The following is a 14,425-nucleotide window of genomic DNA, read 5'->3' as shown; positions in this document are numbered from 1 at the left end:
CCTCCGTAAAGGATAACTAACCCTTTGTGAATCGAAGCCACTGCCTAAAACGATGAACGATTGCCCAGATTAAGAGAAGGTTAGTTAACTTCTATTCGAATATTATCGCTTAATGTTTCAAGCTGGGAAATTAACAGTGCGATAGTCACATTCTCCGGTAATCTTAATGTCAGCTTAGCGCTGTACACCGTTTTACCTAAACTGGTGACTTGCACACGGTAACATTCTTGGTGGTCTACGCTGACTTCAAGATCCGTTAAAATTTGATTCATGTCATGGGTTAAGCCTGAGCGATCATTGCAATCTAAAGTGAGTTTACATTCTGGCGATAGATGTTTAGCTTCATGATCGTACTCAGCGTAGACAAACGTTAATTGTGAAAACTGCTGTTCTAATGCTTGTTTTAACGCCGCTTCTTTATCGACATCTATCATTACCCGCATCATGGCCACAAATTGTCCGTCGAGTTTAATGACTTTACTGGTTTCCCAACTTGCGCCTATTTCACGGCTAACTTGAGCAAGTGATTGCAGAAGATTGGGCTTTAAAGTCCCTAATACAGTAGTGATAAACCTATGTTGCATATAACCTCCGATACCAATAAACCACAATGATGTTGGTATATTTAATGTGGTTTTAATTAAAGCCTAATTACAGACTAGCTATCACGCGAAAGCACGTCTGTGGTCTAGCACACAAATCAAACAAATGAGTTGTCATCAGCGACCAAACATAGCAATAGATTATGTCATCGAGCAGGTGAAAATGGTTGGTATCATGCCCAACGTTATAGCAGAAGAGAGCCGGAGTTAGTCATAAATTATTGACCATAGAGATGATTTTTGCTGTAAATGTTATTTTTGCAAGCCACAACAAACTTAGTGAATTTGTATCGCTTACATCACAGAATACTCCGCATCAGTCACCACTTAACCGCCCTAGTGAATAGCAGAACAATGCTATTTTTGATACCTGTCGCACTAACCGCAACAACTTGCACAATATCACCTCACTCGCATGTGCTTTCAGTATCTGTTTGAATTTAAATAACTTATTGGAAAAATTAAGTTTAGCTTTACACTATTAAATACAAAAAATAAATTAAGTCATTGTTTTTAATAATGAATAACTTGCTTTACGATTAGCTATTCATCCCTATTGCTGCTTATTGCTACCCGTAGACGCTTTCTCTAAAATGCGCGCCTTGCCCAATCGGGGTGTAAATTAATCTTTAGCGACGTTATATCGGCGTTAAAACTTTCCATTAAGGGAACATGATGTCTACAAAATTAGCGAATCCTGCACCATTAGGATTAATGGGCTTTGGCATGACAACCATACTGCTCAATATCCATAATGCTGGCTATTTTCCAATTGATTCGATGATCCTCGCAATGGGGATTTTCTACGGTGGCATTGGCCAAGTGATTGTCGGCATGATGTGCTTTATGCGTGGCGACACCTTCGGCACCACCGCGTTTACTTCATACGGCTTATTTTGGTTAACCTTAGTGGGTATTATTTTAATGCCAAATATGGGCGTAGCCGCCAGTCCAGCAAACTTTATGGGTTGGTATTTAACGCTGTGGGGCACCTTTACTGCCTTTATGTTTGTGGGATCGTTACGTTATCCACGAGCAAAACAAGTAATATTTGGTTCATTAACCATCCTGTTTTTCTTATTGGCCGCACGCGACTTTACCGGTAATGCACTGCTTGGCACTATTGCAGGATTTGAAGGTATTTTTTGCGGAGCAAGCGCTATTTACTTTGCCATGGCCCAAGTGCTTAACGCTGAATATGGTCGCACTATTTTACCTATTGGGGAGTTAACTCAGACTAAAGCTCAGGTTCAGCCCCAAGCAACTGAAGCGGAAAAAGTAACCTTACACTCGGTTAAAGCATAAATAACCCGAGCTCGGGTTAAATACTTAACAGGTCGATGCATTGCATCGACCTTTTTGTTTGCATAAATTAATGCACCAAACGACAGCCACACACGGTATTACTCGGCTGAAATAAAACCACTGCATAATCTTTTGTTTCATCGCGTTCCAACACCTGAAGACTTAATGAGTGCATACCATTCTTGTTTAAATTTATTCCGCTAACATACGACAAATATTCATAATGTGCCGGTATATCGAGACTGCCCCCGCCTAAATACTCTTGTTTAGTGGTCACTGAAATATCGTACATTTGCCTTTGAGCATCAATTCTATTCACTCTACCCGTCATCGCTAATGTGCCAGCTGAATTGCCCTCTAAGTCATAATAGCGGTAATTAATTTGGGCTAAACCATCTTTAGAAACGAGATCGACCAATAAATAATGATCGCTATCTGCAGCGCCAACTTCATGATTAAACAGTTCTGAACTGCAGCTCAGCATAAAACTCGGAGTCTTGGATGTTAACGAGTAAATGCCGCCAATACTGGCCAGCAAACACAATAGAATGACAATATTGATTACCCATAATCCTTTTCTTGCCATTGTACTAATGCCCCTGAGATCGATGAGATGAAGCGAGTCGAACAGGTAATGAGTCGCAAATGTTCACTTGTTCAAGCCATGCTGAATTGATAAATCGCTTAGGTTGGCGTAAGTCGCTAATTTTTAAATTACGAATAATAGACTGACCCAAATAATCACCTCTGAGGGTAATGTTCAGTACTTGCTTGTCATGAGATAACGATAAAAAAGCTTTATTCCATACCGTTTCAGCACAACCTAATAAACTTTGTGTGAGCAGTTGTCCTTGACCAATCAGTAACTCATTATTGGTGTTTGAAGCTGAATACAGAATCACATCTACTTGCTGGCCCGAATTTAAGCTCACCGTTTCTATACTCAACGGCATAGTTGGGCTGACAGCATGGCCGACTTGATTAAACCACCATAGGCTTACCAGCGACACGCTAACAACTGCAATGACCACCAGCAAAGCTTGTAATGGCCGAATGACTACGCGGGCTAATTTATTGCTGGATTCTTTACGGGCACGATGATGCCTCAGCAAATAACCTTGGCCTTTTACTGTTTCGATAAGCGTTTCGTATTGTGGTCCAAGAAAAGAGCGTAAGGTAAAAATAGCCCTGGCGACTGACGCTGAACTCAAATGTGAATCGTCTTCATGACCCGACTCTAATAATGGTTTAGCAACAACTTTCCCTTGATACTCGACCAATAATGTCAGCACATGTAACTCGGCTCTGGGAAGATGCCACACCACTCCGGTTTCCTGGTTAATTAACTCCCCTTTGTCGACACTGAACCTGCAATGTCCCAATTGCATGTAGACCGCCTCAATAATTGACCTAACTTCGACATACTGAAGTGTATGCATAAAATCTTATGAAATCTGTGATCCTTATACCTAAGCGCTTTATTCCTTAGTAAAAGTAAGTCTTTAAATGTGCAAACTGATAAATTTGCGAGCGACATCACGTCATTTCATGATTTTAAAAACACACTAAACGGCTGCAAAAATGCATAAATGTGCAAAATAGTGAGACTCACATCACAAAATCCTATGACGTTAAGCACATTCAGCTTCAATAAATCGATGCCACAATCACTAAAAAACCTCATTTCAAGCCGCTATTTTTATCTGTCTTGAATCACATCTTTAATTGCTCCATTGCTTATTGTTACCACATCAAGTTGCTAACCCATTTTTACTAGCAACTCAAAACCCCCAACACTAGAGATTGGGAATAATAAAATAACGATGAGTAAAGGGTGATTATTATGAGCATAAACAGACGTCAAGCATTGACACAAATTATTGGTTTAAGCACTGCAGCAGCTGGGGCAACGTTATTAGGCACATCTGCATTTGCTGCTACAGACGCCGATGGCAACTACCGTTTAGAACTTGGTGAAAAACTTAAATATGCGCCACTTGATGCGATGCAAACAGCAAAACTTGCCTATGAAACGGGTGGCGGTTGTATGCACCAAGTATTTCACGCCATTGTGACTATGCTAGCGGCATCTGGCAGCGTAGACGCCAGTAAGTTTGCCACTATTCCTACCGCATTAGCAGGTTATGGTTGGGCTGGCGTAGTTGGCCAGGGAACATTATGTGGCAACCTTAATGCTGCCGGTATGTTGATTAATTTCCTTGACGATATTAATGGTCAAAACAGCGCCATTATTGGTGCATCGTTCCGTTACTACGAAACCAACGATTTACCGTTATCATCTGCTGAGTTCATTGCGGGGATTGGCTCTACAGCTGATAAATCACTCGAAGTAGGTAAAACCTCTATTGCCAACAGCCCACTGTGCCATTCATCTATTAGTAATTGGTCTGCGGCATCTGGAAAGCCTTTTGCATTAAAAGGTGAACGTTGCAAACGCCTCTCTGCCAGCATGGCTTTTTATATTGTTGATTTACTCAATCGTGCCTATGGCGGTGAAGATATTTCAGTATTAGCAGAAGCAAAACCGTCTGTAGAAGCGCAAGCATGTCAGTCTTGTCATGGCGTTACCGAAACTATGGGCTCTGCAGCCAGCGTGAAAACAGATATGGAATGTACCACTTGTCACACAGGGCATTACAATTAAGGAGCGCATCATGAAGGTTAAATATCTTAGCGCCATATTAGCGAGTTCATTGTTAATCTTTGGCTGTAATAGCGACAATGATGACGAAGTTGTCACTGAGCCACCGGTGGTAGTTATTCCCCCTGTTGTTGTGCCACCAGTAGTCGTTGTACCACCTGTTGTTGATGGCGTGAGTATTGATGATGCCAGCACTGTGGTGGTTAAACTCGACACATTTGACTCGATCACTGGCGCACTATCATTCACCGTTGCCAATAGCGAAGGTGAAGCGCTGACTAACGTAGCCGATTACGATATTGTGTATTTTGGTTTTCCTGACCCAGCCTCACCGTCCATAAAGCCTAAGGCTTGGAAACGTTGGCATGTCACTCAAAACTATCAATGTGATAGTACAGCCACCGACAGCTGTACAGGTACATTAGAAGCGACAGATACTGCGGGAAAATATACTTTTAATGTGAGTGATCTCGACTTACAAAGTAAAGCATCGGCAAATGCTGAAATGATTTATAAGGTTGCGGTCCAAATTAAGGGCGCGCTTGCCAGTAATGAAATTGAGTTGATTGACCCTAGCAATTAATCATCATTCAGCCTCCCCCCGGCTAATGGCGAGAGAAGACCACTTGTGCTCATTAGCTTCAGGCTATTTGCCGCAGTATTACACTGCGGCTCTTTTTATCATTATCTGCACTACAACTTTAATTTACACGACTGGATATGCACCGCTTAGGTATATACAGTTTAACGCTGTACAGCTGTGAATATTGAAAACAAAAAAAGGGTTTCAGCAGCGCTGAAACCCTTTTTTATTCAACACTGGCTACTGATAAATTTAACGAAGCTGTTGCATTAAGTATGCGTAAACCATTGAACTTAACTCAGCGGCCTGGGTATTGTCTGCCGCGCCAGCATGGCCACCTTCAATGTTCTCAAAATACAACACATCTATGCCCATGTCTTCCATTTTCGCCACCATTTTACGCGCATGCGCAGGGTGTACACGGTCATCACGAGTTGACGTGGTAAAGAACACTTTAGGGTATTTAACCCCTTGTTTTAAATTGTGATATGGCGAATAGGTTTTAATGTATGCCCACTCTTCTTCGATATCAGGATTACCGTATTCGCCCATCCAACTGGCACCGGCTAATAACTTGTTGTAGCGCTTCATGTCCAACAATGGCACCTGGCACACTACGGCGTTATACAGTTCAGGACGACGAGTAAATGCTGCGCCCATTAACAAACCACCGTTACTACCACCTTGAATACCAAGATGCTTGCTTGACGTAATTTTACGGGCAATTAAGTCTTCAGCAATGGCTTCAAAGTCTTCATACGCTTTATGACGATGTTGCTTTAACGCTGCTTGATGCCAAGCTGGGCCGTACTCTCCACCACCGCGAATGTTAGCCAGTACATAAACACCGCCCTGCTCTAACCAGTTTTTACCAATAGTGGCCGAATAGGCAGGTAAGCGCGATACTTCAAAACCGCCATAACCATAAAGTAATGTTGGGTTACTGCTATCGAGTTTAATGTCTTTAGCCATCACTACAAAATAAGGCACTTTTGTGCCGTCTTTTGACTTAACAAAGTACTGTTTTGTGACAAACTTATCGGCGCTAAATTGTTGCGGCATTGCTTTAATTTTATCGGCTTTTAAGCTGGCACCATTTAAGCGATATAAACTGGCTGGTTCTAAAAAGCTGGTGTAATTAACAAAAAAATCATCACTATCACGTTCAACATCAAACACACTTAAGGTGCCATTGGCTTCAAATGGCACAGGTTTGCTTTGCCACTCACCTTTATCGTTTTGCATGTATCGTACAAGTTTGCTTTTTACATCATCTAGCCAAGTGACAAAAATGGCATTCTGGCTAAATGCGACTTGTGAAATTGAAGCATGCTTCGTTGGCGATACCAGTTCACTAAACTCAGGTTTTTGCGCAATGAGTTTATCAACAGGTGTATAAACAATGGCGCCTTGTTTGAAAGTCCCTTTGGGGGTAACTAAATCGCTTTTTAGTTCGATATATAGCTGACCTTTAAAGTAACCTTTTAAATCGGCATCTTCAGGAATAGGCAGCGACACTAACTTACTATCTTGATAAACATAATGTTTAGCGGTGTAGAAGGTTAAACTTTCGGTGACGATATTCAGCGGTGTTTTATCATCAAACATCACATAACCCGACACGGCAACGGAGGCTTTATCGCCTCTAAACACTAATTTGGCTGCAGACAACGGTGTGCCACGTTTCCACAATTTAACCACGCTTGGATAGCCTGAATCCGTCATGCTTTGTGCATCACCAAAATCAGTTCCGACAAACACGGTATCTTTATCAATCCAGCTTAACCTTGACTTAGCTTCAGCCAATACGAATGGCTTTTGGGTGCTGTCGACAAACGCTTTAGCGGTTAAATTAAATTCACGCACCTCAGCGGCATCTGCGCCCCCACGAGACAACGACACAAAGCAGCGCTCGTTTTGTGGATATTGACATTCAATGCCTTTAAACACCCAATTAACCCCCTCGGCTTTGCCAAGGGCATCGATATCAAGCACAGTTTCCCAGTTGGGTTCAGCCTTAGCATATTCCGCCAGTGTGGTACGACGATAAATCCCACGCTCGTGGGTTTCGTCTTTCCAAAAATTATACAAATAATCGCCAATACGAGTGGCATAAGGAATACGGGCTTTATCGTTTAAAATCTCTAGGCTGTTTGACACCAAGTTATCAAAGCCTGAGTAAGCCTTAATGTGAGTTGCAGATACGGCATTTTGCTGCTTAACCCACGCCAGCGGCTTGGCGCCTTCAACATCTTCTAACCAAATATATTTGTCTTCTTCTGCATTAACTGGTGTTGCCATTGTCATCGCACTCGCTATACATAGGGGTATGATTCGCTGAAGCATTAAAAATTTCCTTTTTGTTATTTGCTCGCGGCATTTTACTAGCATGCATCTACTTTATAGGATCCATGTAGATGTTCAATCGATAAGGAGAGCAAACTGTAACAGGCAAGCCCCATAACAGAGCAAATTATTGCTAGATTATCATGCCAATTTGGTCGACTAAGCAGGTATAATGTCGCGCTAAACATTGTTCTACCCATTCAAACAAATAAATACAGGCACCAACATGGCCAAAACCGCAGCAGCATTACATATATTAGTTAAACATCAGACTCAGGCTGAAGACATCATCAAGCAGCTTAATAATGGTGCTAAATTTGATGTATTAGCCAAAAAGCACTCTAGCTGTCCTTCGGCCAAAAGCGGCGGTAATTTGGGCGAGTTTAAAAAGGGGCAAATGGTGCCACCATTCGATAAAGTCTGTTTCAACGGCGAGCTCATTACGCCACACCTCGTCAAAACTAAATTTGGCTGGCATGTGGTGAAGGTACTTTATCGCACCTAGCAATAGTCGGTCTGAGGAATAGCGCGTCGACAATAGTCGCGCTTAGAATCAATCACACATAAGATGAATGAGTCCAGAGCAGTCTAGCGATAAGATAAGAGGTGAACGGTTTTCATCCGTGATATTTCAAGGCGAAAGTGGGCTTGATATCAACGCCCACTTTTCAAAACACCAACGACTTACAATATTTACTTGCGCAGTTTGATCGACAACTCGCCATCACGAATTTGAATATCATCTACACCATCAGCAAAAGCATTCCAAAAGCCACGATCGCCAAACTCACCGACCAAGTTAACGTTTTTCATATTTCCTAGCCACGCATTCGGAATAGGCACGCCCATTAAGCTCACGCCAACTAGCGCAACAACTGGACGACGATTAGCATCAAGATGAATATCAAGCCCAGTATTCACGCGTAAAATCTCCCCAGCCATAATCGGAAAGTCGTCTGGGATCGGGATAAGCATTTTGGCACTGGCTAAGTTATTAGAAAAATCAATTGCGACACGCTGAGCAAAATCAGGATTACGACCAATCATCGAATTCACTTCTTTCTCACTAAATGTCACTTGCCGATCAGCGTCAAACTCACGATACGCTTCAGGGGTTAACTCATCACTATCTGCACTAGCATTATTAGCTGCACGGGAATCACCACTTGATGCAGTAACCGTTGAGCGAGGTTCAACTTGCCAACCTAACTGAGTCAACTTTTGATCCAATTGTTGCTCTTCTTTAGCATTTAAGCTGACTGGGGTAAGCGGTGACGGGAAGATATAAGTGCGGATAATAAAAAATGTCAGCCCTGCTGTAACAAGCATTGTTGCTGCAATAATCAGTAACAGTTTGGCTCCAGAGGCTCCACGTTGCAGACTGAGTGGTGGTGATCCATTGATTGATAAAGCTCGCATGATATGCCCTTTGCTATTCTCTTATTGTGCATCATGGTAATGCCCTGCTCGACTAAACAGCAAATAAAAATCAGTTTTATGGTTAGATCTAAAATACACATGGTTAATAATTTGTTAATTAAGTGGGTTTTATGTTACAAAATAAATGTAGAAATAGTTTAACTGCTGAAGACTAAGATCCAGAGATGTGATCCAGAGATGTCTATAAAGCAGAGTTAACAACCACAAAATAATAACAAATAGGAATGCTTACTCTATGAAACTATCAACCATTTCAATGTCACTATTAGCTCTTGGACTTACAGCAACGGCCCATGTACAAGCAAGCGACGACCGTTATGTCATTCAAGTTGACCCGCAAAAAAAAGGGATTGTAAAAGCTCTTGCCAAAAAATTAGGTGCACAAATTAATGTTGATGGTGAAGGTTTTATCGCCGCGACATTTACCGGCAAAGATTTAGATCAAGTTAGGGGATTACTCAATAACCCACACGTTAAGTTAGTTGAAGAAGATCAACGACGTCATTTAATGGGTTTTGCTGACGACATTGGTAACCCAATGGCAACCCAAATAACACCTTATGCAGTTTACCAATCGCAAGCAAATCAGGTCACCTTTAACCCTAATGCAGGCATCAAGGTATGTGTAATCGACTCAGGTCTCGATCGCAGTAATGCTGATTTTGTGTGGAATAATATTACCGGTAACAACGACAGCGGTACGGGCAACTGGGACGAAAATGGTGGCCCACACGGCACACACGTAGCCGGAACCATTGGCGCTGCAGATAACGGTTTTGGCGTTATTGGCATGGCTCCTGGTGTTGATATGCACATCATCAAAGTCTTTAACGCCGACGGATGGGGTTACTCATCTGATTTAGCTCAAGCTGCAAATCTTTGTTCACAAGCGGGCGCCAATATCATTAGCATGAGTTTAGGTGGCGGCGGTTCAAACTCAACAGAATCAAATGCATTCCAAAGCTTCAGCGATGCAGGTGGACTCGTCATTGCCGCTGCAGGTAACGATGGCAATAATGTACGTTCATACCCTGCAGGTTATTCGTCAGTGATGATGATTGGTGCCAATGATAGTAATAACGTTATTGCAGATTTTTCTCAGTTCCCGACATGTACATCGGGTAAAGGTCGCAGAGTCACAACTGATGAAACCATTTGTGTTGAAGTTTCTGCCGGCGGTGTAGATACCCTTTCAACCTATCCAGCAGGACAAGCTACTGCGTCAAATTTATCAGCAGACGGATTTGCACTTTCGTCATCGGCAATGGAAAACGCCGGTTCAGTTGTGGGTAACACTTTTTATATGGGTACCGCTGAGTCAACTAACTCAGGTGCTAACGGCAATATATGTGTGATCGACCGTGGTGTAATTTCGTTTTACGATAAAGTCGCTAACTGTGAAGCATCTGGTGGTGTCGGTGCCATTATTATTAATAACGAACCAGGCATGTTATACGGGACATTAGGCGATACTAATGCCACAAGTATTCCTGCTGTTGGGGCTGCATTTGAAGACAGATCAGCCTTAGTGAATGCGGCAACTGCAAATATTGATATTGGTACATCGGACTTTGGCTTTATGAGTGGTACTTCAATGGCCACTCCTGCTGTGTCGGGAATTGCAGCTTTAGTATGGTCACAACATAACGAATGTACGGGCAGTGAAATCCGTGCAGCACTTAAAGCCACAGCGTTAGACGCCGGAGCATCAGGTAAAGATGACTACTTTGGTTATGGTATTGTGCAAGCTGCTGCTGCAGATGCTTATTTATCAAGTAATGGCTGTGCAGGCGGTGGGGTAACTCCGCCACCAACGGGCGGCGATATTACATTGTCACTTAATGGTTATAAATCGAAAGGCGTTAACCAAGTTGATTTAGCCTTTGGCGGTGCAAGTTCAGCCAATGTAGACATTTTCCGCAACAACAGCAAAGTAACCACTACGGCAAATGACGGTAGCTATACAGATAGCATTTCAGCAAAAGGCGGTGGAACATACACTTATCAAGTATGCGAATCATCTACAGCCACTTGTAGTGCAGAAAAAAGTGTCACGTTTTAATTAGCTAGAAACAATCGTTATTAATGAGGCTATAGCTTAAATAATCCGAACAAAAAATCATCTCAATTTGAGATGATTTTTTATTTTTAAACCACTAAATGTCACACCTCAATTGTGCTTTGCTGATCCTATAAAAGCCCCATTAACATCACGTTAATAGTCATAACCCTGCATAACATAACAAGTACCAAGCGGTAATACCAAGCCCTTATTGCAAGCATGTTAAATCGTAGAAACAACCTTAAAAACGCAGTGCAAAACCCAACATTCACCACAAAATAATCTAGCTTTTTTATATCCCTTTCTTGTCATTAGGCGTATTGAAATGCTAGTACAACATCGGCAGCTGAATAATGAGCTTTATGCTGAGTAAAGGCTAACCAAACAACCAAGCTCCACCTTTGATCAACAGACAAACTCCTGCACCCATCATAAATAAATAGCCAAAAATAAAACCAACGGCCCCACTAGAAGGACCGGTCCCATCTAAGCGAATAATTATTCCACTGATATAAAACAAGATAAAAAAGTTTAGCATCATACTCAACATAAAATAGTCGCCCATGACGGGAAGCGCGCCACCGATAACACTACAAATGAGTAGCAAAAAGTCGCTAAATTTTTCTTTGGTTATATATTTTTTCTCTAAGACTCGGACAAAAAATACCACCAGCATAATCGCTAAATAAAGCAGTGAAATTGATAATGCGGAGTACATTCCTTGTTGTATTGTTACCGCCGTAACTTCTGGTGTTACAGCGATGTCTGGACTTGAGTCTGTAAACAAACTTGCAATAAAATGACCTATGCCGAATATTATCAACCACGCAATACCGAATGAGATGAGATCATCTCGAACAATAGGATGACTTGCCTTATGATTAACCATTTTGGCCAATAGCAGACCGAATAACGTGACTGCAGCCAGTAAACTTAACGCATACCAATATTGGTCTAGATAGAAGAAAGCAAAGCTGGGGGGAATAACTAAAAAGGATTGATAAAACTCGTTTTTTTTCGTTGTCAGACCGGTATCTTTATAAAATGCCAAATACACAATTAACGGTTGAGAAATAACAACGGTAATACAAAGGGTAACAATATCCATATAAAACATCCGTGTAGTTAAACAAAACATACAGCACCATGCCATACCGGGCTTAGTATAAACGCCAATATTGTAAACTCAATCAATAATTCATCGCCGTTAATATAGGCATGATGAACTATCACTATAATCCCTCAACTCAACACCAAGCAGGCATGAATAAGCCTATGAATTATTACAGATCTTTATTCATGTAGTTATTTCAAGTAGTTGATATTTTGTAGAGTAATAAGACAGAGCAATTAAGATAGAGTCATGAAGCATAGAGACGAGACTGAATCACTAGACTGACGTTAATAGTAGCGGCTGCTCAGAGGCCTTAAACATTACATCAATCATATCGACAGTTATCATGAATAGATAATGAGGCTTGCACCAGTATTGTGAAAACGTGATAAAATCACAACTTAGTCCATTAACATTACAAGGTATAGCAATGAACCCGATTCTTGCCATCTTCAAAGAACACAATATCAGTGACGTACAAATTAATGAGTTGTTCCAGACGTTAACTGAAAACCCATTCGCAGCAATGGCAACTATTGGTCAATTAGGTATTCCTGCAGAAAAGCTACAACAGTTGATGGGCATGGTGATGCAAAACCCAGCCTTAATCAAAGAAGCAGTTGAAGAGTTAGGACTAGATTTTTCTAAAGTTGAAGCAGCAAAAGCGCAGCTACAACCATAAGTACTAAGCCATTAAAAATGCACAAACAACAACGGCCAGTATCTTAAGATGCTGGCCGTTTTTGATTTATCCGATCACGACTGCTATTGATTACCTTCAAAGCCTGCTAACCAGGTTTTGAATAATTGGTTAAGCTCGGGCTGTTCAATGTCAGAAAGATTTGCCACCAGTTGGTGTTGAACCTTTACATGCTCCTCAATCGCTTCATCTATTGTGGCAAGACCTTTTTTAGTCAAAGCTACCGATACACTGCGCCTGTCTTCAGTGCTGTGTACACGGGCAATTAAGTCTTTAGATTCAAGCTTATCTAAGCGATTTGTCATCGCGCCAGAGGTTAACATCATCGACGATAATAACGCTGAAGGGGTTAAGGTGTAAGGTTTACCATTACGTCTTAATGTCGCCAGCACATCAAACTCACCCATGGTCAGGTCAAACTGCTTATGACAAGTTGATATTTCAGCCTCAATATGTTTTTGCAAACGCAAAAAACGCCCAAGAATCGCCATTGGCTCGGTATCTAAATGCGGCTTTTGTTCGCCCCATTGCGCTACGACTCTATCAATATCCTCCATACCTCACCCTTATCATTTTGCACTCAAAACATAACTTAAAAACTTAACGTAAAGATACTTCATAAAAAGGTACTTTACAAAAATAACTTATCAGTCCAGAATTAGCACTTATCTTTACATGAAGATATTTAATATAAAGGTAGTTTATGAATATTTTACTGGCCATGATCCCTGCATTTTTTTGGGGTACCACCTATGCGATGACCCAGCTTACTTTGCCAGACTGGCCACCATTATTACTCGGTGCCCTTCGTGCGCTGCCTGCTGGGCTTATCTTACTGGCGATTAAACCGAGCCGACCGCACAAAACCGACTGGTCTATTTTAATTAAACTCGGTGCCATTAACATTGCAGTGTTTTTCAGTTTGATTTTTATCATGGCACTGACGCTGCCATCGGCTATTTCTGGTATCGGGATGATTTCAGTACCGGTTTTTGCGATGTTATTTCATTGGGTAGTCAGTAAAAAACGTCCTAATTTGCTACAAGCACTTTCTGGTGCGGTGTTAATTGGCTTAGCTTGGATGCTGTTTGACCCTAGCTCCATTAGCTTAAACCCCATAGGATTAGTCGCAATGTTTGCCGCAATCAGCTGCATAATTATCGGCAGCACAATGACCAAAGCGTTAGGGTCGCGCATTCATTGGTGGACGATACTCACCTGGCAATTGATTATCGGCGGTACATTGCTATTCGTTGTCGCTGGTATTCAGGCGCTATTTTCACCACAACAATATCTCAATGTGGTCAGCCAATTTAGCCTGACCAATGGCTTCGGTATAAGCTGGATAATATTGCTCAACACCGTACTCGGTTACAGTATGTATGTGTGGTTACTGCAACGTATGTCTGTGGTCGACTTCACATTTGGCGGCATTGCCAATCCGATAGCGGGCATCGTCTGTGGCCTAGTATTAATAGGCGAATCATATACATCACACCAATATTTATTAATGAGTGGGATGATTTTAGCCTCTATCGCGCCAACATTAATTCAGCTACTGCGCCCAAAAAAGCTCAGTACTACCGCGAGCGATTAACTGAGCCTATGGGC

The 14,425-nt window shown here is 41.8% G+C and carries 14 protein-coding genes; 7 read left to right on the top strand and 7 right to left on the bottom strand.

All coding sequences use genetic code 11. The features are described from left to right. Positions 1-80: 80 nt before the first annotated feature. Entirely contained in the window at positions 81-584 is a 504-nt protein-coding gene (locus AAEY94_RS04730) for a glycine cleavage system transcriptional repressor (protein WP_335692246.1), read from the bottom strand. A 693-nt stretch (positions 585-1,277) separates the two neighbouring features. On the opposite strand from AAEY94_RS04730, the gene AAEY94_RS04725 reads away from it, so the two are divergent. Then, positions 1,278-1,907, top strand: a complete 630-nt coding sequence (locus tag AAEY94_RS04725) for an acetate uptake transporter (protein ID WP_162024410.1) — start codon at positions 1,278-1,280, stop codon at positions 1,905-1,907. Between the two features lie 67 nt (positions 1,908-1,974). Here AAEY94_RS04725 and AAEY94_RS04720 read toward each other — a convergent pair whose 3' ends face one another. Beyond that, positions 1,975-2,493, bottom strand: coding sequence for a hypothetical protein (locus tag AAEY94_RS04720; RefSeq protein ID WP_101085040.1), 519 nt, complete (start codon positions 2,491-2,493; stop codon positions 1,975-1,977). A 4-nt stretch (positions 2,494-2,497) separates the two neighbouring features. Continuing rightward, positions 2,498-3,295 carry a winged helix-turn-helix domain-containing protein gene (locus AAEY94_RS04715; protein WP_350977619.1) on the bottom strand — a complete coding sequence of 266 codons (798 nt, stop codon included), beginning with the start codon at positions 3,293-3,295 and terminating at the stop codon, positions 2,498-2,500. A gap of 455 nt (positions 3,296-3,750) precedes the next feature. Between AAEY94_RS04715 and AAEY94_RS04710 the strand changes: the two genes are divergently transcribed. Then, positions 3,751-4,572: a cytochrome c3 family protein gene (locus tag AAEY94_RS04710; RefSeq protein ID WP_162023987.1), complete on the top strand. Its 822-nt coding sequence runs from the start codon at positions 3,751-3,753 to the stop codon at positions 4,570-4,572. Positions 4,573-4,582: 10 nt separating this feature from the next. Beyond that, positions 4,583-5,152 (top strand): hypothetical protein, encoded by a 570-nt coding sequence (locus AAEY94_RS04705; protein ID WP_335692244.1) that lies wholly within the window; start codon positions 4,583-4,585, stop codon positions 5,150-5,152. Between the two features lie 252 nt (positions 5,153-5,404). On the opposite strand, the gene AAEY94_RS04700 is transcribed toward AAEY94_RS04705, so the two are convergent. After that, a complete protein-coding gene (locus AAEY94_RS04700) occupies positions 5,405-7,498 on the bottom strand; it encodes a prolyl oligopeptidase family serine peptidase (protein WP_335692243.1) in 2,094 nt (697 codons plus the stop codon). Between the two features lie 226 nt (positions 7,499-7,724). Here AAEY94_RS04700 and AAEY94_RS04695 point away from each other — a divergent pair, with 226 nt between their 5' ends. After that, positions 7,725-8,003 carry a peptidylprolyl isomerase gene (locus tag AAEY94_RS04695; protein ID WP_011639051.1) on the top strand — a complete coding sequence of 93 codons (279 nt, stop codon included), beginning with the start codon at positions 7,725-7,727 and terminating at the stop codon, positions 8,001-8,003. A gap of 188 nt (positions 8,004-8,191) precedes the next feature. On the opposite strand, the gene AAEY94_RS04690 is transcribed toward AAEY94_RS04695, so the two are convergent. Next, positions 8,192-8,917: an arginine N-succinyltransferase gene (locus AAEY94_RS04690; RefSeq protein ID WP_350977613.1), complete on the bottom strand. Its 726-nt coding sequence runs from the start codon at positions 8,915-8,917 to the stop codon at positions 8,192-8,194. A gap of 256 nt (positions 8,918-9,173) precedes the next feature. On the opposite strand from AAEY94_RS04690, the gene AAEY94_RS04685 reads away from it, so the two are divergent. After that, positions 9,174-11,000, top strand: a complete 1,827-nt coding sequence (locus tag AAEY94_RS04685) for a S8 family serine peptidase (protein ID WP_350977610.1) — start codon at positions 9,174-9,176, stop codon at positions 10,998-11,000. A 376-nt stretch (positions 11,001-11,376) separates the two neighbouring features. Here the strand turns inward: AAEY94_RS04685 and AAEY94_RS04680 are convergent, their stop codons facing one another. Next, on the bottom strand, positions 11,377-12,108 hold the full coding sequence (locus AAEY94_RS04680) for a hypothetical protein (RefSeq protein WP_101085034.1): 732 nt from the start codon (positions 12,106-12,108) through the stop codon (positions 11,377-11,379). A 436-nt stretch (positions 12,109-12,544) separates the two neighbouring features. Between AAEY94_RS04680 and AAEY94_RS04675 the strand changes: the two genes are divergently transcribed. Continuing rightward, positions 12,545-12,796, top strand: coding sequence for a DUF2999 family protein (locus AAEY94_RS04675; RefSeq protein WP_101085033.1), 252 nt, complete (start codon positions 12,545-12,547; stop codon positions 12,794-12,796). 83 nt (positions 12,797-12,879) lie between these two features. Here the strand turns inward: AAEY94_RS04675 and AAEY94_RS04670 are convergent, their stop codons facing one another. Next, entirely contained in the window at positions 12,880-13,371 is a 492-nt protein-coding gene (locus AAEY94_RS04670; protein ID WP_101085032.1) for a MarR family winged helix-turn-helix transcriptional regulator, read from the bottom strand. A gap of 146 nt (positions 13,372-13,517) precedes the next feature. On the opposite strand from AAEY94_RS04670, the gene AAEY94_RS04665 reads away from it, so the two are divergent. After that, positions 13,518-14,411: a DMT family transporter gene (locus AAEY94_RS04665; protein WP_101085031.1), complete on the top strand. Its 894-nt coding sequence runs from the start codon at positions 13,518-13,520 to the stop codon at positions 14,409-14,411. The last annotated feature ends 14 nt before the right edge of the window (positions 14,412-14,425 follow it).

It is taken from the genome of Shewanella sp. AC34-MNA-CIBAN-0136, from assembly GCF_040309945.1.
Taxonomy (GTDB): domain Bacteria; phylum Pseudomonadota; class Gammaproteobacteria; order Enterobacterales; family Shewanellaceae; genus Shewanella.
Note: the sequence above shows the minus strand (reverse complement) of the source record. Positions and strands in the feature narration are given on the sequence as shown.